This is a genomic window from Amycolatopsis sp. AA4 (assembly GCF_002796545.1).
In the GTDB taxonomy this organism is placed as follows: domain Bacteria; phylum Actinomycetota; class Actinomycetes; order Mycobacteriales; family Pseudonocardiaceae; genus Amycolatopsis.
This window is the reverse complement of sequence record NZ_CP024894.1, coordinates 7,207,843-7,232,352: the sequence shown is the minus strand read 5'-3', so window position 1 is coordinate 7,232,352 and position 24,510 is coordinate 7,207,843. Positions and strand designations below refer to the sequence as shown.

Below are 24,510 nucleotides of genomic sequence, written 5' to 3'. Positions count from 1 at the left end.
GGACCCCCTTGACGTCCCGCGCGCGGCGACGCACACTGCCTCTCACCGCATTGCGGAATAGCTTTCCAGATGACGGAAAGCGCGTCAAGGACTTGGGTCAGCGGCGACAGGAGTACCGGATGAACACCGTCGAGCAGGCGGGCACGCTCGGGAGGCAGCGCTGGCTGCGGTTGATCCCGATCGTCTTCGTCACCTACAGCCTCGCCTACCTCGACCGGTCGAACTTCTCGATCGCGACCGCGGGCGGCATGGCCGAGGAACTGCACCTCACGAGCACGACGTCCGGCCTGATCGCCGCGTCGTTCTTCCTCGGCTACTTCCTGCTGCAGGTCCCCGGCGTGCTCTACGCCGACCGCCGCAGCGTGCGGAGCCTGATCTTCTGGTCGGTGCTCGCGTGGGGCGTCCTGGCGACCGCGCAGGGCCTGCTCAGCTCGGTGCCGGTGCTGATCGTGGTCCGGTTCCTGCTCGGCGCGGTGGAAGCGGCGGTGCTGCCCGCGCTCGTGGTGCTGCTCGCGCGGTGGTTCACGAAGGCCGAACGCGGCCGGGCCAACGCTTTCCTGATCCTCGGCAACCCGGTCACGGTGATGTGGCTGTCGGCGGCGTCCGGGTATTTGATCGAGGCGACGTCCTGGCGCGGCATGTTCGTCATCGAGGGAATCCCGGCGCTCATCTGGGCTTTCGTGTTCCGCGCGCAGGTCCGCGACCGGCCCGCCGACACGCCGTGGCTCGACCCGGCCGGTCGCGACGCGGTCGAACGCGCGATCGCCGCGGAACAGGCGCAGCTGCCGGAACCGGCCGAGCGTCCGGTGCGCGAAGTGCTGCGGTCCAAGGCGGTTCTGCTGCTGGCGGCGCAGTATCTGTTGTGGAGCATCGGGGTTTACGGCTTCGTGTTCTGGCTGCCGTCGATCGTCAAGGCGGGTTCGTCGGCCGGGATCGGCGCGACCGGGTTGCTGTCGGCGATTCCGTACGCGTTCGCGGTGGTGGCGATGCTGCTCAACTCGCGCGGTTCGGACCGGTCCGGAGCGCGGCGGCGGTTCGTGTGGCCGTGGCTGCTGGCCGGCGCGGTCGCGTTCTACGGTTCGTACCTCTTGGGCAAGCAGCACTTCTGGTGGGCGTTCGTGCTGCTTGCGGTCGCCGCGGTGGCGTTGTACGCGCCGTACGGCCCGTTCTTCGCGATGATTTCCGAACTCCTGCCGCAGCGGACCGCCGGGGTGGCGGTGGCCGTGGTCAACGCCGCGGGCGCGCTCGGCGGGTTCCTCGGGACCTACCTGGTCGGCTGGCTCGAATCCGTCACCGGCAGCACGGCCGCCGCGTTCTTGATGCTGGCGGGGACAATGGCCGCGGCCGCGGTGCTCGTGCTCGCGGTTCCGGCGAAGACGAAGGAAAGGCGAGCATGACCGCGCGTGTACTGGTGCCCTGGTCCGACATTTCCGTTCCGGCCGAACTGAACGCGGTCGTGTGGGACGGCCGCGGCGCCCCGCCGGACGGCCTCGACGACGTCGAGTTCTACGTCCTGCCCTACGACCAGGGTCCGGCGGCGGCGAAGCTGATCCCCGAACTGCCGTCGCTGCGCGCGGTCCAGACCCTCTCCTCGGGTTACGACAACCTGCTGCCGCTCGTCCCGTCCGGCGTGCGGCTGGCGAACGGACGGGGCCTGCACGACCTCAGCGTCGCCGAGCACGCGCTCGCGCTGATCCTTGCCGCGCAACGGTATTTCCCGCGCTGGTTCGCGCAGGAGCGGACCGGGTCGTGGGACCGGGTGCACACGCGCTCGCTCGCCGACTGCCGCGTCCTGCTGGTCGGCTACGGCTCGATCGGCCGCGCCATCGAGCGGTACCTGGAAGCGGGCGAGGCCGAGGTGGTCCGGGTCGCCAGCACCGCGCGCTCCGGCGTGCACGGCATCGCCGAACTGCCGGAACTCCTGCCGACCGCGGACATCGTCGTCCTCGTCCTGCCCGACACCCCGCAGACGCGCGGCCTCCTCGGCGCCGCGGAACTGGCTCTGCTGCCGGACACCGCGCTGGTCGTCAACGTCGGCCGCGGCACCGCCGTGGACACGGACGCACTCACCGCCGAAGTTTCGGCCGGTCGCCTACGGGCCGCGCTGGACGTCGTAGACCCGGAACCGCTGCCCGCCGACCATCCTCTGTGGACCCTCGACGGCGCGATCATCACCCCGCACATCGCCGGCGGTTCGGATTCGTTCTACCCGCGCGCGAAGCGGCTGGCCGAACGGCAGCTCGCCCACTACGCGAAGGGCGAGCCGCTGGAGAACCTGGTCAACTGAGCACGGCCGCGACCGCGGGCTGGTAAGCGGCGACCTGGCCGGGCGTCCAGTCCTCGGCGACGTCGTGCGTGACGATCCGGTAGATCAGCGCGCGGATCAGCATCTGCCGCCATTCCGGCAGATGCGCCCAGCGCTCGATCAGGCCGGGATCCGCGCCGTACCAGCACAACGCGTCGACGACCGCCACCGCGGCGGCCCAGGACGGCGGTCGCCAGTAGACCGCCCAGTCGATCACCGCGGGCGGCTGTCCCGGCGCGAAGAGGACGTTGCCGGGGAGATCGCCGTGCACCGCCTGCGCGGGCATCTCGACCCGGCGGCGCGCCTCGAACAACGGGCGAAGGAGGTCGCGCGCGGTCGCCGAGCCTTCGGGCGGCAATTCCTCCCAGGCCATCCGGTCGCCGACGGACCAGGGATCGTCGCGGAACTCGAGGAAGTCCGGACGTGGCAGGTGAGCGATCGCCTGATGGAACGCGATCCCGGCCCGAATCGCGTCGTCGGGCCGGGAAGTGTCCGGGCGGCCCGGGACCAGCCGGCTCGCCTCCCAGCCGAGCGGCGGATCACCGGCGGAGGTTCTGTTCCCGGCGATCCATTCTCCGTCGCGAGTCCGAAGCGGACGAGCGATCCGGAACTCCGCGGACTCCGCCACCTCGGCGAGCGCCGCCGCCCGCCACCGCGTTTCCGGAGCGAACTCCACCGGTTTCAGCACCACGTCCCCGGCGCGCCAAGCCTCGCCTTTCCCGCCCTCCATCCGAACCGGCGCACCGGCACAGCCGAACGCGGCCAGCACGTCCGCCGAAGGTTGCTTGTTCAACGTTTACGCCCTTTCTTTCGCGGGTTTCCCCAGCTCCTCGCACACCTACCCAGAGCAACGCAAGAGGAGGAACGACTCCGACTGGTGGTACGGAAGCGCACACGGGGGACCACCCACAGTGCACATGTGCGCCCTGTGTATGCTTCGCCATCGCTTGACTGGGTGGATTCTTCACCCGAATTGGTGGCCGCTGTGGTCGGGGAGATGTTGTCTCACGCGGTCCGTCGTTCGTGGTTCGGGACTTGATGGGAGAAAGCATGCACGGCAGGTCAATGCTGGTCCGGGGAGGGGCCGCGGCGGCGTCCGCGGCAGCGGCGCTCATGATCGCCGCGCCGGTCGCCCTCGCGGATGACAACGCCCCCGCGGCGCGGAGCGGCGCCGCCTCGGGCGAGCTGGTGTCCGGCGGCACGTCGGGCTTCGACGTCAACATCGCCGGCAAGGGCAAGGTCCAGACGACCCTGTTCAACTTCAAGCTGTCCGACGGCGCCCTCTCGAAGATGTACTGCGTGCAGATCGAGGTCGGCGCGCGCTTCGGCGAGCCGATGCTCGAGCACGCCTGGAACGACTACCCCGACGCGAAGTCGCCGTTCCGCAAGAACAACAAGAACATCAACTGGGTGCTGCACCACAGCTTCCCGGCCGAGGACGTCGCGACCCTCGAGAAGACGCTGAGCGACAAGGGCGTCAAGCTCCACGACGGTCTGTCCACGGAGGAAGCGCTGACCGCGACCCAGGCCGCGGTGTGGCACTACAGCGACGGCAAGGATCTCGACGCCAAGAACCCGCTGGCCAACGGTTCCGAGGACGAGGCAGCCGACGTGCTCGCGCTGTACGACTACCTGACCGGCGACGCGAACACCGGTGTCGAGGAGACGAAGCCGGCGCTGAGCATCACCCCCGCCAAGGCAAGCGGCGAAGCGGGCACGAAGATCGGCCCGTTCACCGTCGCGACGACCGGCAGCATCACCGACTTCACGAGCAAGCTCCCCGAGGGCGTGAAGCTGGTCGGTGAAAATGGCGAGGAGATCAAGTCGTCGGCGATCAAGAACGGCACGAAGCTGTTCCTGGACGTCCCGAAGGACGCAAAGCCCGGCACGGCCGAACTCGCGGTGAAGGCCGCGGGCGACGTCAACACGGGCCGCCTGTTCGTGGCGAAGAACTACGCCGACAAGCCGGCGCAGTCGCTGATCGTGGCGCAGTCGCAGAAGAGCAGCGTCCAGGCCGCCGCAACGGGCACCTGGACCGAAACGGGCCCGGTCACCACCGCCCCCGCGACGACCGCCCCCGCGGCCGGCGGCAACAACTCGGGCCAGACCCCGCTGGCGAACACCGGCGTGAACGCCGCGCTCCCCATCGGAATCGGTGCCGCCCTGGTAATCGCAGGCGGCGCAATGATGCTGGTGGTCCGCCGCCGGCGCAGCAACGCCTGATCGCTGCTTAACCCAATAACAAACGGGCCGGTCCGCGAGGACCGGCCCGTTTTGCATTCCCTCGCGATCCTCCGCCGTCCGTGAGGGCCACCTTCACGGACCCTGAGTCCCTCAGGGTTCCCCTCACGACCCCTCTGTCGGACGTGAAGGGCTCCTTGAGGGAATTAGATTCCCTCAAGGAGCCCTTCACGGACCGCTCCCCGCCGACCCCGCCGAGATCTCCCCAATGTGGCATTGGGTGCGTCTGACGCACCGAACGCCACATTGGGTGCGTCCCATGCACCCAATGCCACATTGGGGCGCTACCCGCTACCCGCTACCCGGACGCCGCCCCACTCAAAGCAACCACGCACCCAAGCCGCGCAACAAACCGCCGCCAGTGCACCCAAACACCGGGGGCACCCACTCCCTCCCCCATCCCCGATACGAAGCCTCTCTGCGGTTCGGGGGTGCTTGTCAAGGCATCTTTCCCGCCTTGACAAGCACCCCCGAACCGTCAGCACAATCAAACTTCGGGGTGCCCCACGCAACCCACAACCAGCAATGTCGCCCCCCAGGGCGACGAGCAGTCAGTTAACGCAAGTAACCCCATCAGCCGTAATCTCGGGAGCACCCCCAGCAGGAGGCCCCATAACCACCGGAGCAGCAGCCGGACGAACCGAAGAATCATCCGAATACTTCTGCCCCAAATAAACCCGAAAATGATCCTTCTCCAACGAAGAATCCGAAGCTACCGCAACCCCGCCAAGCTTCTCCGCAATAGCATCAGCCTGAGAACGCTGCCCATGCCCGTAATAAACAGTAGAAGTCCGCCGAGTAGCACTATTGGAAATAGACCCCCGCTGATACCCGGCAGCAGCAAGCTTGTCAGCAACCCGATTAGCCAACCCATCCACCCCAGACGAGTTGCGCACATCCACCACGTAAGACGCCAGCGCAGGATCCCCACCAGACGACGACGGCGGCGGCGCAGAAGCAGAAGAAGACGGCGAAGAAGGACCCCCACCAGTCTGCTCCCGAACAAACCGCTGCACCTGCTGCGGATCCACCTGCACCGCATCCCCGTCATTGGGCGTCTTCAACGTAATACTAACCACCGGCACAGTGACGAAATTGATACTCCCAGCACTCATCCCATGCAGCTGCTGAGCAAACGCCAACAAATCCCAGTTAGTATCAACAATAACAGCCTTCTTAACCGCCCCAATCAACGCATCCAGCTTACTGGGATCCGTCAACGTCCCAGCGGAAAGAATAGTCTTGGCCATGGAAGCCATGAAAACCTGCTGCCGCTTGATCCGATCCAGATCCCCGTTAGGCAACCCATGCCGCTGTCGAACAAACTGCAACGCCTGCGCCCCGGACACATTCTGCGGCCCAGCGCCAAAATTAGCCCCAGAATAAGAATCCTTCACGGGGGCCTTAAGGCAAACCGGCACGCCGCCCACAGCCTGGCTGACATAATAAAACCCAGCAAGATTAACCGCCGCATAATGCGTGATCTTCAGCCCGGTCAACTGCTGCACAGTCTCAATAGCAGTCTTGGCCCCAGCCTGCGCCGAATCAGTCTCCAGCTGCGCCCCAGACTCGCCAGCGGCCTTCAACTCGGCCTTCCGCGCCATCTGCCCATAGGTATAAGCCGAGTTGATCTTATGCTTCCCGAACTTCCCGGCAAGCTGGACATAAGAGTCACGCGGGATCGAAATGGCCGTCGCTTGCCCGCCCCCGGCCGGAATGTGCACGACGATCATCGTGTCGGTCGTGTCGCCGCCGTCCTCCGCGCCGCCCGCGTGCAGCTGGTCGAGCACGTCCTCGGGCAGCGGATTGCCCTCCGCGTCGGTGCGCGTGTCCAGGCCGACCATCAGGATGTTCTGCTCGTCCATCGGCGAGTTCGAGCCGGAGCCGATCACATCGGACCTGGTCAGGCCGTCGGTGATCTGGTTCAGCTTCGACCACGCGAACGCGGTGCCGCCGAGGACCAGCAGCGAAACTACGGCCAGGAGCACCTGGGCGACGCGGAGCGCGCTTGAAGTCTTGCGACGCATCGGGGTTCCTCTTCCTGCCACATCCGGTGGTCGAAAGACCCACGGTAGCGGGCGTCTCACCTGGACGGGTTACCGCTTACCCCAATTTGCGGAGACGGCGCCCGGAATGTCGGACAGACGGTGTATCTCCGCGAAGCGGCCCGGCCTCGACTCTCATTCTACAGCGATGTAGTTTTACTACAGCAGTGTAGAAGCAGAGAGAGGTGCCCGATGGCCCGCGTGGTGATCGTGTCCGCCCGGATCGGAGCGGGGCACGACGGTGCCGCCAGGGAACTGGACCGGTGGTTTTCCGGCCGCGGCGCGCAGGTCGTCCGCGCCGATTTCCTGGACCTGCTGCCCGGAAGGCTCGGCGAACTGCTCTGCGGCGCCTACCACCAGCAGCTGAACACGGTCCCGCGCAGCTGGGACTGGCTGCTCAGCGCCCTCGGCACCCCCGCGCTGGCCGGAGCCGCCCGCCGGTTCGCCGGACTCGCCACGCCGCGGCTGCGGGACCTGCTCGCCGAGAACTCCGAAGACACCGACGTCGTCGTATCGACCTACCCGCTCGCCACCCACGCGGTAGCCCGGCTGCGGCGGTCGAAAGAACTGACCGCGCCGCTGGTTGTCTACCTCACCGACCCGTCGGTGCACCGGCTGTGCGTGAGCCCGGACGCGACGCTCACCGTCGCCCCCAACGAAACCGCCGCCCGTCAAGCCCAAGCGCTCGGAGCCGGTCGCACGCTCGTCTCGCGTCCGCTGGTCGCACCCGCCTTCCGGCCCGCCGCCGGGATCACCGAACGGCTGCGGCTCCGGCTCGCCTTCGGCCTTCCGCACGACGGCCCGCTCGCGTTGGTCGTGGCCGGTTCCTGGGGCGTCGGCCAAATCGGACAGACCGCCGACGACCTCCTCGCGACCGGTCTCGTCGAGCCGGTCGTGGTGTGCGGCCGCAACGAAGTGCTGGCCGAAAAACTCCGGAAAACCGGACACCGGCACGTATTCGGTTGGGTCGACCGGATGCCGGAACTGATGCGCGCGTGCGACGTCGTGGTGCAGAACGCGGGCGGGCTGACGACGTCGGAGGCGCTCGCGACCGGCCTGCCAGTGCTGACCTACCGCTGCCTGCCCGGCCACGGCCGAGCCAACGCCGCGGTGCTGCACAACGACGGCATCGTGCCGTGGGTCCACTCGCTCACCGAACTGACCGAGGCGCTCGAGTGGCTGCTGCGCCGACCGGTCAAGGCGGCCGGATGATCCGCGGACTCGCCGCCGCAGCAGTCGCGCACGCGGCGCCAGCCGCGTTGTTCGTCCCGCAGCTGCGAACGCCCAAGCTGGCCGGACGAGGCGACCCCGGCCACGTGGCACTCACCTTCGACGACGGCCCGAACCCGGAGTCCACGCCACAGTTCCTCCGAGCGCTTGAGAAGCTCGACGTCCGCGCGACCTTCTTCGTGCTGGGCCGGGAACTGGCCGCCGCGCCGGAGCTGGGCCGGGAGATCGCCGCGGCCGGACACGAGATCGCGGTCCACGGCTGGGATCACCGCTGCTTCCTGCGCCGCTCCCCGAAGGCCCTGCACGACGACCTGACCCGCACCGTCGACCTGATCGAACTCATCACCGGCACGCGACCCCAGTGGCTGCGCGCGCCGTACGGAGTGTTCAGCGCGAGCGCCTTGGTCTCGGCGCACAGGCTCGGACTTCGGCCCGTTTTGTGGACTACCTGGGGATTCGACTGGACCAGTCGCGCCACTCCGCGCTCGGTCGTGCGCACCGTGTGCCGAAGGCTGAACGGCGGCGGCACGATTCTGCTGCACGACTCCGACGTCGCCGCCGCGCCGGGGGCGTGGCGCTCAGCGCTCGGCGCAGTCCCGGTGCTGGTGTCGGAGTGCCGGGAGCGCGGACTCGCCGTGGGACCCCTGCGCGAGCACGCAAGCGGCGCGCTGCGCGGTCTCGAGTCCGGAGTGGAGGTCGGTCGCCGCGTCGAGCGTGCTGGCCGCTGACCAGGCGCACGCGCCGAGCACCGCCGCCACGGCCACCGCTGCCAACGGGTTCCGCCGCGAATGCGACGACGGGGCGGACAGCAGCGCACGCACCCGTTGCGGCACCGGCCCGCCGGTCGCGGCAAGCGCGAGCGACGGCTGGGACCGGCTGGCCAACGCGGCCTTCGCGACCGCCGTGGCCACCAGCTTCCGGTCGCCGACGCGGTCCGCGGCCGCCTCGTCCGCCCAGCGTTCCAGCGCGAACCGGGCCGCCGCGCCGAGCGGACGCAGCAGTGGATTGACCGTGGTCGAGACCGTCACGATCGCGGCGAAAACGTGGTGCCGCAGCCGCAGATGCGCGCGTTCGTGGGCCAGCAGCGCGCGGCGTTCCGAGGGTTCCAGCGCGGAGAGCATGCCGCTGGACACCGCGATCCGGCCGCCGCCTCCGGCCACCGCGAACGCGACCGGTTCCTCGCCCGGCAACAGCACGAAGCCGGCCTCGCGGGTATGCGTGTTCAGCTCGGCGTGCACCTTCCGATGCCAGCGCACGTACTGCAGCGCCGCACGCGTCAACGCGGCCCCGGCGACGACGAGCGCGACCCCGCAGGCGATCGCCAGCCACAGGTTCACCGCGTCGGCCCCGTGGAACGCGACCGCGGAGAAATCGCCCAGTTCGCCGACGAACGGCAGCTGCGCGAGCCCCGCCGCCGCGAGCACCGCGAGCGTGGCCGTGCTGCCTATCGCCAGCACCAGCGCGGAACCGGCGAGCAGCCAGCTGCCCAGCCGCGGCGACAACCGGGGCGCGACCCAGCGCGCCACCGGCCAGGAAGCCAACGGCAGCAACAGGGGAGTGAGCAGGTCGAGGTTCACGGTCAGCCGCCGCTCTGGCGCAGCAGGTCGCGCAGCACGGCTTCGTCCGATTCGGACAGGTTCGAGACGAATTTCGCGAGCACGCTGGACCGGTCCGCTTCCGCGTCGAGCACCTTGCTCATCCGGCGGGCGGCGAGCCCGGGTTCGTCGTCGGCGGCGCGGTAGGTGAACGAGCGGCCCTGTTTCTCGCGGGTCGCCACGCCCTTCTCGAACAGCCGGGACAGGATCGTGACGACAGTGGTGTAGGCCAGTCCGCCGCCGAGCCGCTCCTGCACGCCGGCGGCCGACATCGGCTCGTCGGATTCCCACAGCACGGCGAGCACCTCGGCCTCCAGCTCGCCGGGTGCTCGCCGGGCGCTCTCGCCCCGTCCGTTGCGCATGCCCCAAATTCTACCGGTTTGTCGAAGCAGCTCAGCTCACTACTACGTTCATGTAGAATTTCGACAGTTGTGTAGTAGTTGGAGGTGGCATGCTCGACCCGAAGTGGCTGCTGGCCGCGTTCGGCCCGCTCGGCGTCTTCGCGGTGATGTTCGCCGAGACCGGCCTGCTCGTGGGCTTCTTTCTGCCCGGCGACTCGCTGTTGTTCACCGCGGGGGTGCTGGCGGCCTCGTCGAAGCTCCACCTGCCGCTCGCGGCCGTCATCGTCGCCGCCGCGGCCGGAGCGCTGCTCGGCGCGCAGACCGGATACGTCCTCGGCCGGCGAGGCGGCGGCGCGCTGCTCGTCCGGGTGCGGAACAAGCACCTGCACGAGGGCGTCGCGCGCGGATCGGCGCTGCTCACCCGGTACGGCCTGGGCAAGGCCGTGGTGCTGGCGCGGTTCATCCCGGTGGTCCGCACCGTGCTGAACCCGCTCGTCGGCATCGCCGGGATGCCCGCCGCGAAATTCGCGTTGTGGCAGGTAATCGGCGGTCTGCTGTGGACAGTCGGGGTTACGCTCGCTGGATACGCGCTGGGCGCGTCGGTGCCGAACATCGACACGTACCTGCTGCCGGTCATCGCCGTGGTGGTGCTGCTTTCGCTGAGCCCGCTGCTGGTGGAACTGGTCCGCGCACGAAGGAGGGCGATGCGATGATCGACGCTGGCTGGTATCGCGACGTCACGGATTTCGCCTGGGCACAGCATTGGCTGGCCGGAATCGTGACGACGTTCAGCGAGTACGGGGTTTTCCTGGTGGCGCCGGTGATCCTCGCGCTGCTCTGGCGGGCTCGCACGAGGGGACCGGCGGCGCTGGCAGCCGCGGCATGGGTGCCGATCGCGATCGCGGTGGCGTTCGCCGTGGACACGGTGCTGAAGTCGGTGTTCGCCGAGGTCCGGCCGTGCCGCGTGGTTCCTGGTGTGCACACGCTGCTGCCGTGCGACCCGCCGACCGACTACGCGTTTCCCAGCAACCACACGGTCATCGTGGCGGCGTTCGCGGTGGCGTTGCTGCTGGTCAACCGCAAATGGGGGCTCTGGGCGCTCGTTTTCGCGGTGCTGATGGGGATTTCGCGGGTGTACGTCGGGGCGCATTACCCGCACGACGTGCTCGCGGGGTTCGTGGTCGGCGCCGGGGTCGGTGCGCTCGGGCTCGTGGTCCGCGAGCCGCTGGCGAAGCTGGCGGCTCGGCTGATTCCTGTTTTGCCCGGGAGGAAAGCATGACTGACGATCGACCCGTCCGCTGCTCCGACGCCGAACGCGAGCAGACGACGAAAGCCCTGAACGCCGCGGCGGGGGAGGGGCGGCTGAGCCTGGCCGAGGTGGAAGAACGGGTCACGACGGTCTACGCGGCGCAGTACCGGCACGAGCTGGACGCGGTGGTCGCGGACCTGCCCTCGCCGGCGCCGCGGACCCGCTGGCAGCCGTTGCTCCTGCTGGCCGGACACCAGCTGGTCACGGAGTTCGGGACCGCGCCGCCGCGGCGGAAGCTGGCTGCCGGGATTTTGCTGATGTTCGCGGTGGCGATGCTGGTTTTCCTTGCCGCGCACGGTTTCGCCGACGAAGGGCATCATTTCGGGCGCCACTAGACTGGTGCTGTGCAGACCGAAGCAAGCGTCGCGTTGGTCACCGGAAGCTCGCGGGGGATCGGCAGGGCGATCGCGGAACGGCTGGGCGCGGACGGGCTTTCCGTCGCGGTCAACTACCGCTCGGACCAGGCGTCCGCCGAAGCCGTCGTCGCGAAGATCCGTGCGGACGGCGGGCAGGCCGTCGCCCTGCGCGCGGACGTCACCGACGACACTGAGCTGCGCGGCCTTTTCGACCGCACGGAAAAGGAATTCGGCGGTCTCGACGTGGTCGTCGCCAACGTGGGCATCGCGCGGTTCGTGCCGCTCGCGGAGGCCTCCGACGAGGTCTTCGACCTGATTTTCAACACCAACCTGCGGCCCACCTTCGTCGCCTTGCGCGAGGCGGCCCGGCGAGTGCGCGACGGCGGCCGGATCGTCGTGGTGTCGAGCGGGGTCGTTCAGACGGCGCGGCCGGGCACCGCGATCTACGGGGCCGCGAAGGCCGCCGGAGACCAGTTCGTGCGCGTGCTGGCGAAGGAACTCGGCCCGCGGCGTGACGGTGAACAGCGTGCTTCCGGGCGCGGTCCGCACCGAGGCGCTTCTCGCCGACGGGCCGCCGGACGTGGTCGAGTACAGCGCGAAACAGACGCCGCTCGGCCGGATCGCCGAGCCTGGCGACATCGCGGACATCGTGGGGTTCCTGGCGTCGGACCAGGCCCGCTGGGTCACCGGCCAGACGGTCCACGCGGGCGGCGGCCAGTTCTGACGCGCTGTGGAGCCGGACAAGGTCGCTTGTGCCGCGCCACTCGGTTACCCCGCCGGAGTGGCGATGCCGGGTGCGCTCGCCCGTCCGTGGTTAGGATGCGCTCGGACGGTCACCGGGCGAAAAGGGGTACGCGAGCGTGCAAGCGGGGGACCTTGAACCGCCTGAGCCGCAGGCCGTTTCCGCACCGTTGACCAGGGCCGCGATCTTCCTGATGGTCCAGGTCAACGCTGGCGCCGAGCAGATCGCGAAAGACCTCCTCTCCGACCTGGCCGGACTGCAGCGCGCGGTCGGTTTCCGCGACGCCGGGGCCGGGCTCACCTGTGTCGCCGGGATCTCGTCGGCGGCGTGGGACCGGATCTACGGCGGTCCGCGGCCCGCGGAACTGCACGAGCTGCCGGTCTTCGCCGGCGAGAAGCACACGAGCGTCCTCACCGCCGAGGCCGACCTGCTGTTCCACCTCCGCGCCGAGCGGCTCGATCTGTGCTTCGAGCTGGAATCGCTGATCATGGACCGGCTGCGCGGTTCGGTGCAGGTGCTCGACGAGGTGCAGGGCTTCCGGTACTTCGACGCGCGCGACGTGCTCGGGTTCGTCGACGGCACCGAGAATCCGACCGGCAACGGCGTCAATCAGGCCGTGCTGGTGGACGACGACGAACCGTTCAATCGCGGCAGTTACGTGGTCGTGCAGAAGTACCTGCACGACATGGCGGCGTGGAACGCGCTCACCACCGAACAGCAGGAGCTGGTGATCGGGCGGCGCAAACTGTCCGATGTGGAGCTTTCGGACGAGGAAAAGCCCGCCGATTCCCACATCGCGCTCAACGTGATCACCGACGACGAGGGCAACGAACTCGACATCCTGCGCGACAACATGCCGTTCGGCCGTCCCGGGCACGACGAGTTCGGCACGTATTTCATCGGCTACACCAAATCTCCGGCGGTCATAGAGAAAATGCTGGAGAACATGTTCGTCGGGTCGCCGCCGGGCAATTACGACCGGATTCTCGACTTCTCCACGCCCCACACCGGCGCGCTGTTCTACGTGCCGACCGCGGACTTCCTCGAAGATCCGCCGGACGCCCCGCCCGAGCCGGAACCGCCGGCTGCCGCGACGCCCGCCGGGACGTCGCTGGGCATCGGAAGCCTGCGAAGGAGCACTCGGTCATGAACAACCTGCATCGCGAACTCGCCCCGATCTCCGCCGCCGCGTGGGCGGACCTGGAGGAGGAGGCGAAGCGCACCTTCGCCGAGTTCGCCGCGGCGCGCCGGGTGGTCGACGTCGTCGTCGCCGGGGACCCGGCACTCGCCGCGGTCGGCACCGGACGCCGCGAACGCGTCAGCGGCAAGTTCGACGGCGTCGCGACAAGCCTGCGCACGGCGCAGCGGATCGTCGAACTGCGGGTGCCGTTCACGGTGTCGCGCGAGGAAGTCGATTCGGTCGAGTGGGGCGCGAAAGACGCGGACTGGCAGCCGGTGAAGGACGCCGCGCAGCAGATCGCGTACGCCGAGGACCGGATCGTGGTCGACGGTTTCGCCGAGGCGGGCATCACCGGGATCCGCCCGGCTTCGTCGCTGTCGCCGATCGCGCTGCCGCCGGAGGCCCCGGGCTACCCGAAGGCGATCGGCGACGCGATCGCCGAACTGTGCGACGCGGGCGTGGCCGGGCCGTACACCGTCCTGCTCAGCGACGACGAGTTCACCGCCGCGTACGAGGCGGCCAACCACGGTTATCCGGTGCTGGAACACCTGAAGCAGATCGTGGACGGCGAACTCATCCGCACGCCCGCGATCAACGGCGCCTGTGTGCTGTCCACCCGCGGCGGCGACTACGAACTCCACTTCGGACAGGACCTGTCCATCGGGTACTCCAGCCATGACGCGTCCACTGTGGAGCTGTACTTCTACGAGACGCTGACGTTCCTGGTCAACACCGCCGAAGCGGGGATCGGGCTGACCGCCTGAGGCCCGTTACCTGACCATGCGGTCTTGTTACGCAGCGCGGACATTCGCCGAACCTTCCGGGGATACCCGCTCGCGATAGTTGCGGCGTGCTGCGGAACAAGATCCTGCTCGTGCTGCCCGCGTTCGTCGTCGCCGGGTGCTCCGGCCTTCCGGTGCTCGACGGCGACCCAGACCACGACCCGGCTCAAGGCGGTGCCCCGGAAGGCGTCACGCTCACGCCCTTCGACACGAACTACCCCGCGGTCGGGAATCTCGACCCGGCATTGCGAAAAGCATTGCAGGAGGCGGCAACTGACGCTCGGCAGCGCAAAGTGGACATTCGCATCGCGTCGGGCTGGCGGACGAAGGAGTACCAGCAGAAGCTGCTTGACGCCGGCATCGAAAAGTACGGCAGCCTGGAACAGGCGCGGAAATTCGTGAACACGCCGGAAAAGTCGACGCACGTATCCGGCAAAGCCGTCGACGTCGCCCCCACCCGAGCCGCTGACTGGCTGATCCAGCACGGCGCGAAGTACGGGCTGTGCCAGGTGTACGCGAACGAGATGTGGCACTTCGAACTGCTGACCACCCCCGGCGGAACGTGCCCGCCTGCCCGCACGGACGCCGCTGGCTAGCCGTCCGCGCGGGCAGGTCCGGGGTCACGGGGCCCAGTAGTTGCCGGACATCACCAGGTAGACGAGCAGTTTGATGGTCTCGCCGTAGTACGTGTCGTCGTACGGGTTGGTCGCCATGTACTTCCACAGCGTGTCGGTCCAGGCCTGATCGCCCGCGACCATCGCCGCGACCCCGACCGGGTTGGCCGCGACCTCGGACTGGTCACTGGTCTTGGTCGGCGTGCCGTCCAGTTTGGTGTGCGGGTAAATCTTGGCCGGGTTGGCCCCGGAGTGGCTCTTGTAGCTGGCCGATTCCTTCTTGGCGACGTCGGTCGCGACCTTGCCGCCGTACAGCAGCGCGTCCGTGCCCATGTGCCAAGGCACGCGAACCGAGTTGTAGCCGACGATGTTGTCCGGCTGGTTCTCCAGATGATCCGCGGGCGCCGGCTTCGGGCTGTTGGTGTTCGCCCCGACCACGAAGTCGGACAGCAGATTCGCGGTCGGCGAATACTTGGCGGTGAACTGCGTGATCAACTGCTCGGTGCGAGTGACGACCTTGTTCCAGTCGTGCGCGGTGTCATACTTGGCGAACGCGCGCAGGTGGTCGAGCATGAAGTCGGACGGCCGGGTGTCGTCGTTGCCCGCGCCGTCGGCGATCTTGAGATGCCCATCGGACGCGACGTCGTTCTGGTAAATCTTGGCAAGCCAGTCCTTGGCGGCGGAGCTGTAGCCGCCCCACTGCTTGTCCGCGAGAATCAGCCCGTAACCGACGTCGAGGTCGCCGTCGGTAGCGGAGTCAGGCGTGCCGTCGTCGGCGTACTTGCAGGTCTTGCCGTCGATCTTCCACTGGAAGAGCCCCTTGCTGTCCCGGTGGTCCTGAACGAACTTCCACATCCCGTCGAAAATGGTCTTGGCCTGGTCGTCGTACCCCGCCATCAACGGGACGATGTTCATCCCGTACCCCTGCGCCTCGGAAACGGTGCCCTTGTTGGGCGCGTCGTCGGTCGCCCAGACGAGGTAACCGCCGCAAGCCTGGCGGAGGTAGGTTTGCTTCCAGGAGTCGTACTGCTTCTTGACCGCAGCGTCCTGATCAGCCTGACTGACCGACGGCCGGACACCGGTCTGGTAGGTAACGTGCGCGGGAAACGGACGAGCCACGGAAACCGCGGAGGCGGGCCCAGCACCAGCCAACACAGCGGTAACCGATACGGAAACGGCGGCGAACAACGCCACCTTCCGGGAAGCAGGCATGCGGGACTCCTTGTTAGTAAACTTTCCTAACTAGGCGGCGTGAGAAAAGCCTGCTGCACGGGGTGTTTGGTGTCAAGATGTCGGACTCGAACTCCCCAGGTGAACCGGTTCCGAAGCGTTCCGTGAGGGACTCCTTGAGGGAATCTGATTCCCGGAAGGAGCCCTTCAAGGCTCAGGTCCCCTGCGGGTTCGGCGGGAAGGCCGGCAGCGGATGGCTCCGGGACGCGAGCAGCGCGGTCCGGACTCCCGCAGTCCGGAGCCCTCGCGGCCTGTGCCCCGGCGATGTTCCCCTGACGGCCCTCCACCGAACGGTGGCGAAGAACTCCACCACCTCTCGCCGACGGCGCACCGGTTCGTGAGGGTTCCCCTCGCGATCCTCCGCCGTCCGTGAGGGCCACCTTCACGGACTCAGAGTCCCTCAGGGTTCCCCTCACGACCTTTCCGTCGGGCGTGAAGGGCTCCTTGAGGGAATTAGATTCCCTCAAGGAGCCCTTCACGGACCGCTCCCCGCCGGCGCCGCCGAGATCTCCTCGCACCGAACGCCACATTGGGTGCGTCGCACGCACCGAACGCCACATTGGGTGCGTCGCACGCACCGAACGCCACATTGGGTGCGTCGCACGCACCGAACGCCACATTGGGTGCATCACATGCACCCAATGCCACATTGGGGCGCTACCCGCCCGCCGCCCCACTCAAAGCAGCAACGCCAGAGTCGCGCAAAAACCGCCGCCAGTGCACCCAACCACCGGGGGCACCCACCCCTCCCCCAACCCCGATACGAAGCCTCTCTGCGGTTCGGGGGTGCTTGTCAAGGCATCTTTCCCGCCTTGACAAGCACCCCCGAACCGTCAGCACAATCAACAATCGGGGTGCCCCACGCAACCAGGGGCGGCGCAATGTCGCCCCCAGGGCGACGAGCCGAAACCCACCCCCCACAGCTCCCAGCCCCACCGACCACCCCATGGGATCATCACCAGGGCCACACCCCCAGTGATCAGGGAGCCAGCATGACCACCGGCCGTTCAGCCGAAGCCGAAGCTGAACTCAACAGCGGCATCCTCCCCGGCAACGTCCGGGCCGACGACTGGATCATGCTAGCCCTGGCCGTCGTCTCCACCGGAATGCTGGCCTGGCTCCTCATCAGCCCCCCGCCGCCCGACATCAGCCAATGGTTCTTCCCGGCAGACTGCGTAATCTGCGGCATCTTCCTCCTGGAACTCCTCCACCGCTGGCGCAAACAAGGCTGGCGAGCCGCCTTCCTCGCCCGCACCTGGTACGAGGTCTTCGCGATGATCCCGGTGGCCCACCCGGCCTTCACCGCGCACCACCACGTCATCGGCGTGATCCTCCTGATCGTCCGCCTGGGCAGGGCGGCCGACCGCGCGGTAGGGGAGCAGTTCACCTACCGCCTGGTGGACAAACTCTCCGAACCCATCGTCCACGCCATCAAAAAGCCGGTGACCATCGCCGTCCTGGACGAGGTGGTCAAGGTTCTCGAAACCGGCAACTACCCGGAGAACCTCGCCAAATCCCTCAGCGAGAACAAGACCGAACTGCGCGCGATCATCACCGAGAAGATCTCCGAGGACCCGCAGCTCGGCAAACTGCGCAGGCTGCCGTTCCACGACGAGATCGTCCGCGCGACCGTCGACACGTCCTTCCGGGTCCTGCTGGAAGTCCTTCTGGACCCGCGCATCGACGACTTCTTCTCCTCCGTCGTCCGCGACAACCGCGAGCAGATCCGCCGTGCGGTCGCGCTCGGACTGGCCGATGTGGACGACTCCCCGGACGAGAAGCTCCTGCGCACCCGTACTCAACGCACCGCCGCGCACGAGTACGACGTCAATCATCCGCGGCGCTGATCATCCACTGTGGACATACCTACCGTGCGCCGTCGGACGCGCACTCTCCGTTGCAGCACAGGAAAATCACCGGGAACGCCGCGCACGGGAGGCGTCAACCGCTGAAAGAGTGCACTGTGGTCGCGCGGTGCGCGCACAGGTGCCTGGAGTAGGCTGGGACTTCCCGTTCCGTTGCTGCACAAGGGTTGTGTTGGCGCGAGTGCGGGGCGTTCCCGCCGGAGCCGAGGCAGACTGGAGCCGGCGGGGAGGTTGAGCGCGGTTTGGAGTCGTGGACGTGATTGATAGCGGGCAGCAGGTACGCAGGTGTCGTCGGCGGGACTGTGCGGAGGATTCCTTGTGGCGCGGACTGTGCGCCGTGCACTGGAACCGCTGGCAGAGCGGCGCGGACGCGCTCGAGCTTCCGGACGATGACGTTCCCCCGCCGCCCGCGCAGGTCTGGTGGCCGCCGGAGCGTTCGCACGCGCCGTTGAGCAGCCGGGTACCGGGCTCGTAGCGGCCCGCGGCGCGCGCCGGACACGGTCGGCGCGCGGCCGGTTACCTCATGCCACCGGAGGAACTCGGACCCGTGGGGGTCCGGGGGCAAACGGCTTATCCCCGGGAACGCGGGATGCGCGGCTCTTCCGGCACGGAGAGCATCCGCACCAGCCGGGCCCGCGCCACGCGGTACAGCAGGTCGCCGTGCTCGTCCGGGACGACCCGGCCGTCGAGGTCCCGTCCGGCCGCCCGCACCACCACCTTGACCGCCTCGGCGGGCACCCGGCCCGCGAATTCCCCGGTCAGCCACGCGGTGACCTCGTCGGCCACCCGGCTCCGCACCGTCATCGGACGCTCCAGTCTCCGCTCGCGGGACCGTTCGGGGCGGCCCCGGCACTGGTCCGACGGCCGCGTCCGGACCCCGTGACGCGAAACACCAAGAGAAAGTCATTCCCGGCGGTGCGGATAAACCCGGGAGTAGGTCACGGCAGAGCGTTGCGCGCGATCACCTCCGCATACCACCGCGCGCTGCGCTTCGGCGTGCGCCGCTGGGTGCGGTAGTCGACGTGCACCAGGCCGAAGCGCTTCGCGTAGCCCTCGGCCCATTCGAAGTTGTCGAGCAGCGACCAGTAGAAATACCCCCGCAGGTCGACTCCGTGGGCCAGCGCGTCGTGCGCGGCCCGCAGATGCGCGTCGAGGAAGGCGATGCGGTCGTCGTCGGAGACCTCGCCGTCGCGGATCGGATCCGGATACGCCGCACCGTTCTCCGTGACGTACAACGGGACCGGCGGGTAGTCCCGGTGCACTTGCAGCAGCGATTCGGTCAGCCCGCCGGGACGCACCTCCCAGCCGGAAGCCGTGCGCGGCGCGGCCGGGTCCGGGACGAAGTGCACCTGGTCGGCTCCCGGCCATTCCCGGCCCGCCGGGGTGCTTCCCGGCCGCGCCGAACCGGCCACCCGGTAGCCGCGGTAGTAGTTGACGCCCAGCCAGTCGATCGGCTTGCCGACCACCGCCTCGTCACCGTCGCGCACCACGGTGTCGAAGCCGAACCGGGCGAGGTCCTCGCGCAGGTCAGCGGGGTAGCCGCCGCTCAGCAGCGGGTCTAGGAACAACCGGTTCTGCAGTCCGTCGATCCGGCGAACCGCGTCAGCGTCCTCCGGGGAGTCCGCGACGACCGGGTACAGGTTGAGCGTGATCCCGGACGGCGTGCTCGTGTGCTGCCGGAGCACGTCCATCGCCAGCCCGTGCCCCAGCAGCAGATGATGCGCCGCGGCCACGGCCCCTTCCGGCGACGTCCGGCCGGGCGCGTGCACGCCCGAGCCGTAGCCGAGCATCGCCGCGCACCACGGTTCGTTCAGCGTCGACCAGCTGGCCACGCGGTCGCCGAGCCGGGCCGCGATGGTCTCGGCGTATTCGGCGAACCGGTACGCGGTGTCGCGCGCGGTCCAGCCGCCGCGGTCTTCCAGCGACTGCGGAAGATCCCAGTGGTACAGCGTCGCCCACGGCTGGATTCCCGCCGCCAGCAGCCGGTCCACGAGCCGGTCGTAGAAGTCCAGCCCGCGCGGTTCCGGCTTGCCGTGCGGCAGGATTCGCGGCCAGGAAAGGGAAAACCGGTACGCGGTGAGCCCGAGCGAGCGCATCAGCGCGACGTCGTCGGCATAGCGGCGGTAGTGGTCGGCCGCCGGGTCGCCGGTGTCGCCGCCGGCCACCGCGCCCGGACGTGCGGCGAAGGTGTCCCAGACGGAGGCCTCGCGACCGTCGGCGGTGGTCGATCCTTCGACCTGGAAGGCCGCCGTGGCGGCGCCCCAGACGAACGCGTCCGGGAACGCGAGCACGTCGGGGATCGGCTGTGCGGACATGGTCACCCTTTCACGGCGCCTTGCATGATCCCGGCCACGATCTGGCGGCCGAGCAGGAGGAAGACGATGAGGATCGGAATCGTGGCCAGCGTGGTGCCCGCGAGCACCAGCGAATAGTCGACGTAGTAGCCGCTCTGCAGTTTTTCGAGCGCCACCTGCACGGTCGGATTGCCCGCGTCGAGCACCACGAGCGGCCACAGGAAATCGTTCCAGGACGTCATGAACGTGAACATCGCGAGGATCGCCGCGGCCGGGCGGACGGCGGGCAGGCACACGTTCCAGAAGATCCGGATCATGCTGCACCCGTCCATGCGCGCGGCTTCGATCAGCTCGTACGGCAGAGCGTCCACTGTGTACTGTCGCATCCAGAACACGCCGAACGCGGTGACCAGGTTGGGCACGATAACCGACTGCAGTCCGCCCGCCCAGCCGAGTTTCGACATCGCGATGAACAACGGGATGATGCCGAGTTGAGTCGGCACCGCGAGCGTCACGACGATGAAGACGAACAAACCGTTGCGGCCGCGGAAGCGCAGTTTGGCGAAGGCGAACCCGGCCAGCGACGAGAACAACACCGTGGTGAGCGTGACCGTGCCGGAGACGATGACGCTGTTGGCCAGCGCTCGCCAGAACGGCACGGTGTCGAACACCCGTGCCGCGTTGGCGAAGAAGTTGCCGCCCGGCAGCAGCGGCGGAATCCGTTCGGTGAGCATTCCGTTGTCGCGGCTGGCGACGAGAAACGACCAGTAGAACGGGAACAGCGAACCGAGCACGAACACGATCAGCACGCCGTAGGTCGCCTTGCGCGGTTTGCCGAGCCGGGCCGCGCGGGCCCGCAAGCTGGGGTGCCCGCTCATTTGCGCCTCCCCGCGAGCCGCCCGGTGAGGAAGTAGTTGATCAGCGCGATCACGACGATGATCAGGAAGAGCACCCACGCGATCGCGGACGCGTAGCCGAGATCGAAATTCTCGAAAGCGGTCTGGTACAGATACAGCGTCACGGTCTGGAACTGATGGGTGGAACCGCCGTTGTTCGACCCGGGCATCGCGTCGAACAGCTTGGGCTCGGTGAAAATCTGCAGCCCGCCGATCGTCGAGGTGATGGTGACGAAGATCAGTGTCGGCTTGAGCAGGGGCAGGGTCACGTGGGTGAACCGGCGCACGGTGCCCGCGCCGTCGATCAGCGCGGCCTCGTGCAATTCCTTCGGAATCGCTTGCATCGCAGCGAGAACGATCAGCGCGTTGTAGCCGGTCCACCGCCAGTTCACCATGATCGCGATGGCGACGTGGCTGGCGAACCGGTTGGCCTGCCAGTCCACCGGGGACAGTCCGAGGGTCTGGAGCACGCCGTTGACGAGCCCGTAGCGCGGGCCGAACAGGTTCGCGAAGATGATCCCGAGCGCCACCAGACTCGCCGCGTACGGCAGCAGAATGCCGACGCGCCACCCGGTCGCGCCGCGCAGCCGCAACGTGAGCACCGCGGCGAGCAGCAACGCGATGATCAGCTGGGGAACGCTGGAGAGCAGGAAGATGCTGACCGTGTTTTCCAGCGCGTGCCAGAACTGTGTGTCCGCAAACAGTTCCTTGAAGTTGTCCAGGCCGATGAAATCCGGATCGTCGTCGCCGGCTTTCCAGGAAAACAACGACACGTACGCGGTGTACAGCAACGGGAACATGCCCACGATGGCGAAGACGATGAAGAACGGCGCGACGTACAGATAGGGCGAGATTTTGACGTCCCAGCGCGCCAATCGGTCCCGCAGGCCGGGCCGCGGCGCGGTTTGCGGCCGCGTCGTGGCCCGGCTTTCCGGAGCGGTCTTGTTGGTGACAGTCATCGTCAACGAGCGAGTTTCTTCGCGCCGTCGACGAGACGCTGCCAGCCGTCCGCGGCCGAGGCGCCCTGTTCCACCGACTGCAGTGCCGGGCTGGCCACGTTCTCCTGGATCTGCCCGTCGTTCGGGCCCTTGTACTGCGGTTTCGCCACCTTCTTCGCCTGCTCGGCGAACAGTTCGCCGATCTTCGCGCCGCCGAAGTACGCGTCGGTCGCGTTCAGCAGTTGCGGGCTTTCCAGCGCCTTCGTCTGGCTCGGGAAGTTGCCCTTCGCCTCGAACGCCTTGATCTGCTGCTCCGGCGCGGTGAGCCAGGCGGCCAGTTCAGCGGCCTCCCGCGGATGCTTGCTCTGCTTCGGCACGGTCAGGTACGAACCGCCCCAGTTGCCGCCTCCGCCGGGAAACGCCGCGGTGACCGCCCATTTGCCCGCGTTGTCCGGCCCGGCCTGCTCCTTGATCACCCCGAGCATCCACGCCGGACAGGCCTTCGTGGCGAACGCGCTCTGCTTGAACCCGGAATTCCATTCGTTGCTGAACGCGGTGAGCTTCGCCGATTCGCCCTTCGCGACCGCGTCGGTCACCTTCGTCCAGGCGTCCTTGATGCCCTGGTTGTTCTCGACGGTGAGCTTGTCGCTGGTGTCGAGGTAGCCGACCGGCAGTTGGTTGACCATCGAGTTGAAGTTCTGCGCCGCCGAATCGAACCAGGCCTTGCCGGTTTTGGCGGTGTACTGGGCACCGGCCGCGAAATAGCTGTCCCACGTCGCGAACAGCGGTTTCACCGCCTCCGGGTCGCTCGGCAGGCCGGCCGCGGCGAGCAGGTCCTTGCGGTAGCACATGGCGAGCGGGCCGATGTCCGTGCCGTAGCCGATCAGCTTGCCGTTTTTGTCTTTGCCCGCCTCGTATTTCCACGAAAGCCACCGGTCCGGCGAAACGCCCGAGGGACCGATCTGGCTCAGGTCGTTCAACTTCGAGGACTTGCTGAGGATGTCCGACAGGTGGCCTTCCTCGACGGCCTGCACGTCGGCCAGCCCGGAGCCCGCCGCGAGCTTCGTCATCATGTCCTGGGCGTACGGTCCGCCCTGGCCGGTTTTGCGGTGGGTGATCTTGATGTTCGGGTGCAGCCGCTCGTACTCCGGGATGAGTGCCTCGTAGCCGAATTCCGTGAACGTCGCGAGCGTCAGCTCCACGTGCTCGTTCGGCCCGGCCGCGGCGGGCACGTCGCCGTCGCCGCCGCCGCACGCCGCGGCGCTCACCGCGGTCATCGTGATGCCCAGTGCCAGCACCAGGCCCTTCCGGAACGTTGTCACCGTCGTCAACCCCTTGGAAGTCGTTCTGGGAGCGCTCCCAGATGCCGAACGAGTGTGTTGCAGGTAACGGGGGATGTCAAGGCTGCAGTCTCCGGGAGCGCTCCCGGGCGGACCCGGTTAAGCTGGGCCCGATCGACAGGCAGGGGGTGGGCGGAGTGGCGCCTCGGTCCGAGGACGAGCGGCCGACGCTGGAGGACGTCGCGGCGTTCGCCGGGGTCTCGCGGTCCACCGCGTCGCGCGCGCTGAACGACGACGCGTACGTCAGCGCGCGCTCGCGCGAGAAGGTGCTGGCCGCGGCGCGGGACCTCGGGTATTCGCCGAATCAGGCCGCGCGCTCGCTCGTCACCCGGCGGACCGGCGCGATCGCGGTGGTGCTGTCGGAACCGGAAGCGCGGCTGCTCGACGACCCGTACCGGACCGCGGTGATGCGCGCCGGCTACCGCGAACTGGCCGACGTCGGCTGCCAGATGGTGCTGCTTTTCAGCGACACCCGCGAGGATCTCGGCCGCACCGTGCGATTTCTCGAGGGCGGACACGTCGACGGGGTCCTCGTCTTCGCTCCGCACCGCGCCGACCCGCTGCCCCGGGCATTGCGGTTGCTGAAGCTGCCCGTGGTGTTCGGCGGGCAGGCGGCCGATCTGCGCCGAGGCGTGCATCTGGTTGATTTCGACAACGAGGGCGGCGCTCGGCAGGCGGTGACGCATCTGGTCGATTCCGGCCGCCGGCGGATCGCGACCATCGCGGGTCCGCAGGACCAGGGCGCGCCGATCGACCGGCTCGCCGGCTGGCGCAAGACCCTGGTGGACGCCGGGATCGACCCGTCTGGCCTGGCCGAGGAAGCCGATTTCACGCTGGCCGGCGGCGCGAAAGCAATGGCCGCGCTGCTGGAGCGGGTGCCGGATCTCGACGCGGTGTTCGTCGGCAGCGACATGATGGCGGTGGGCGCGTTGCGCACGCTGTCAGACGCCGGACGCGCCGTGCCCGGCGACGTCGCGGTGGTCAGCTTCGACGACAACGCCGCGCTCGCTCCGGCCATGACGCCGCCGTTGACCTCGGTGCACCAGGATCCGCGCGAGCAGGTCCACGCGATGGTTTCCACGCTGATGCGGCTGCTGGACGGCGAGGACGTCGCGCCGGGCGCGCAGATCTTGCCGGTGTCGCTGGTCGTGCGCGAGTCCAGCTAGTCCCGCGGGCCCGGTTGTTCCGGGACCCCTCCCCGCCGGGT

Annotated in this window: 22 protein-coding genes and 2 pseudogenes; 14 read left to right on the top strand and 10 right to left on the bottom strand. The window is 68.3% G+C overall.

The genetic code is table 11. From position 1 onward, the window contains the following. The first annotated feature begins 119 nt into the window (after positions 1-119). Positions 120-1,397: an MFS transporter gene (locus CU254_RS33300; RefSeq protein ID WP_037715630.1), complete on the top strand. Its 1,278-nt coding sequence runs from the start codon at positions 120-122 to the stop codon at positions 1,395-1,397. Further along, complete coding sequence (locus CU254_RS33295; protein ID WP_009083267.1) at positions 1,394-2,287, top strand: 2-hydroxyacid dehydrogenase; 894 nt, start codon at positions 1,394-1,396, stop codon at positions 2,285-2,287. The genes CU254_RS33300 and CU254_RS33295 overlap by 4 nt, the downstream gene beginning before the upstream one ends. Here CU254_RS33295 and CU254_RS33290 read toward each other — a convergent pair. After that, positions 2,280-3,098 carry a TIGR02569 family protein gene (locus tag CU254_RS33290; RefSeq protein ID WP_009083266.1) on the bottom strand — a complete coding sequence of 273 codons (819 nt, stop codon included), beginning with the start codon at positions 3,096-3,098 and terminating at the stop codon, positions 2,280-2,282. The genes CU254_RS33295 and CU254_RS33290 overlap by 8 nt on opposite strands. Before the next feature lie 257 nt (positions 3,099-3,355). Here CU254_RS33290 and CU254_RS33285 point away from each other — a divergent pair, with 257 nt between their 5' ends. Continuing rightward, positions 3,356-4,528, top strand: coding sequence for a thioester domain-containing protein (locus CU254_RS33285; RefSeq protein WP_037715628.1), 1,173 nt, complete (start codon positions 3,356-3,358; stop codon positions 4,526-4,528). Between the two features lie 569 nt (positions 4,529-5,097). Here the strand turns inward: CU254_RS33285 and CU254_RS33280 are convergent. After that, positions 5,098-6,573, bottom strand: a complete 1,476-nt coding sequence (locus CU254_RS33280) for an LCP family protein (protein WP_037715625.1) — start codon at positions 6,571-6,573, stop codon at positions 5,098-5,100. A gap of 210 nt (positions 6,574-6,783) precedes the next feature. Here CU254_RS33280 and CU254_RS33275 point away from each other — a divergent pair, with 210 nt between their 5' ends. Both CU254_RS33275 and CU254_RS43830 read left to right on the top strand, forming a co-directional pair. Then, positions 6,784-7,803: a glycosyltransferase gene (locus CU254_RS33275; protein WP_009083263.1), complete on the top strand. Its 1,020-nt coding sequence runs from the start codon at positions 6,784-6,786 to the stop codon at positions 7,801-7,803. Then, positions 7,800-8,243: pseudogene (locus tag CU254_RS43830) on the top strand (polysaccharide deacetylase family protein); the annotation flags it as partial. The gene CU254_RS33275 and the pseudogene CU254_RS43830, both read left to right, overlap by 4 nt. Before the next feature lie 156 nt (positions 8,244-8,399). On the opposite strand, the gene CU254_RS33265 reads toward CU254_RS43830, so the two are convergent. Next, positions 8,400-9,398 carry a M56 family metallopeptidase gene (locus tag CU254_RS33265; protein ID WP_009083261.1) on the bottom strand — a complete coding sequence of 333 codons (999 nt, stop codon included), beginning with the start codon at positions 9,396-9,398 and terminating at the stop codon, positions 8,400-8,402. Between the two features lie 2 nt (positions 9,399-9,400). Beyond that, the gene (locus CU254_RS33260; protein WP_009083260.1) at positions 9,401-9,778 is read right to left on the bottom strand and encodes a BlaI/MecI/CopY family transcriptional regulator; all 378 of its coding nucleotides are present in this window, start codon (positions 9,776-9,778) and stop codon (positions 9,401-9,403) included. A gap of 89 nt (positions 9,779-9,867) precedes the next feature. Here CU254_RS33260 and CU254_RS33255 point away from each other — a divergent pair, with 89 nt between their 5' ends. The 7 genes and pseudogenes from CU254_RS33255 to CU254_RS33225 all read left to right on the top strand — a co-directional run bounded on the left by CU254_RS33255 (position 9,868) and on the right by CU254_RS33225 (position 14,722). Beyond that, positions 9,868-10,470, top strand: a complete 603-nt coding sequence (locus CU254_RS33255) for a DedA family protein (RefSeq protein ID WP_009083259.1) — start codon at positions 9,868-9,870, stop codon at positions 10,468-10,470. Then, a complete protein-coding gene (locus CU254_RS33250; protein WP_009083258.1) occupies positions 10,467-11,036 on the top strand; it encodes a phosphatase PAP2 family protein in 570 nt (189 codons plus the stop codon). The genes CU254_RS33255 and CU254_RS33250 overlap by 4 nt, the downstream gene beginning before the upstream one ends. Continuing rightward, positions 11,033-11,401, top strand: coding sequence for a DUF1707 domain-containing protein (locus CU254_RS33245; RefSeq protein ID WP_009083257.1), 369 nt, complete (start codon positions 11,033-11,035; stop codon positions 11,399-11,401). Before CU254_RS33250 ends, CU254_RS33245 begins: the two co-directional genes overlap by 4 nt. Before the next feature lie 9 nt (positions 11,402-11,410). Next, a pseudogene (locus CU254_RS45095) lies at positions 11,411-12,146 on the top strand (SDR family oxidoreductase). Positions 12,147-12,282: 136 nt separating this feature from the next. Further along, entirely contained in the window at positions 12,283-13,314 is a 1,032-nt protein-coding gene (locus CU254_RS33235; RefSeq protein ID WP_009083254.1) for a Dyp-type peroxidase, read from the top strand. After that, entirely contained in the window at positions 13,311-14,108 is a 798-nt protein-coding gene (locus CU254_RS33230) for a family 1 encapsulin nanocompartment shell protein (protein WP_009083253.1), read from the top strand. The genes CU254_RS33235 and CU254_RS33230 overlap by 4 nt, the downstream gene beginning before the upstream one ends. Positions 14,109-14,194: 86 nt before the next feature. Further along, positions 14,195-14,722 (top strand): M15 family metallopeptidase, encoded by a 528-nt coding sequence (locus CU254_RS33225; protein WP_009083251.1) that lies wholly within the window; start codon positions 14,195-14,197, stop codon positions 14,720-14,722. 24 nt (positions 14,723-14,746) lie between these two features. On the opposite strand, the gene CU254_RS33220 is transcribed toward CU254_RS33225, so the two are convergent. Then, the gene (locus CU254_RS33220) at positions 14,747-15,952 is read right to left on the bottom strand and encodes a glycosyl hydrolase family 8 (protein WP_009083250.1); all 1,206 of its coding nucleotides are present in this window, start codon (positions 15,950-15,952) and stop codon (positions 14,747-14,749) included. Positions 15,953-16,962: 1,010 nt separating this feature from the next. Here CU254_RS33220 and CU254_RS33210 point away from each other — a divergent pair. After that, positions 16,963-17,817, top strand: coding sequence for an ion transporter (locus CU254_RS33210; RefSeq protein WP_009083249.1), 855 nt, complete (start codon positions 16,963-16,965; stop codon positions 17,815-17,817). Positions 17,818-18,405: 588 nt separating this feature from the next. Here the strand turns inward: CU254_RS33210 and CU254_RS33200 are convergent. From CU254_RS33200 to CU254_RS33180, 5 genes are all read right to left on the bottom strand, one after another. Further along, positions 18,406-18,639 (bottom strand): hypothetical protein, encoded by a 234-nt coding sequence (locus tag CU254_RS33200; RefSeq protein ID WP_009083248.1) that lies wholly within the window; start codon positions 18,637-18,639, stop codon positions 18,406-18,408. 134 nt (positions 18,640-18,773) lie between these two features. Further along, entirely contained in the window at positions 18,774-20,150 is a 1,377-nt protein-coding gene (locus tag CU254_RS33195; RefSeq protein ID WP_050788338.1) for a GH1 family beta-glucosidase, read from the bottom strand. A gap of 2 nt (positions 20,151-20,152) precedes the next feature. Beyond that, a complete protein-coding gene (locus tag CU254_RS33190; RefSeq protein ID WP_009083245.1) occupies positions 20,153-21,007 on the bottom strand; it encodes a carbohydrate ABC transporter permease in 855 nt (284 codons plus the stop codon). Next, entirely contained in the window at positions 21,004-21,984 is a 981-nt protein-coding gene (locus CU254_RS33185; RefSeq protein WP_037715620.1) for a carbohydrate ABC transporter permease, read from the bottom strand. Before CU254_RS33185 ends, CU254_RS33190 begins: the two co-directional genes overlap by 4 nt. A gap of 2 nt (positions 21,985-21,986) precedes the next feature. After that, a complete protein-coding gene (locus tag CU254_RS33180) occupies positions 21,987-23,285 on the bottom strand; it encodes an ABC transporter substrate-binding protein (protein WP_009083241.1) in 1,299 nt (432 codons plus the stop codon). 155 nt (positions 23,286-23,440) lie between these two features. Between CU254_RS33180 and CU254_RS33175 the strand changes: the two genes are divergently transcribed. Next, positions 23,441-24,469, top strand: coding sequence for a LacI family DNA-binding transcriptional regulator (locus tag CU254_RS33175; protein WP_009083238.1), 1,029 nt, complete (start codon positions 23,441-23,443; stop codon positions 24,467-24,469). Positions 24,470-24,510: the final 41 nt, after the last annotated feature.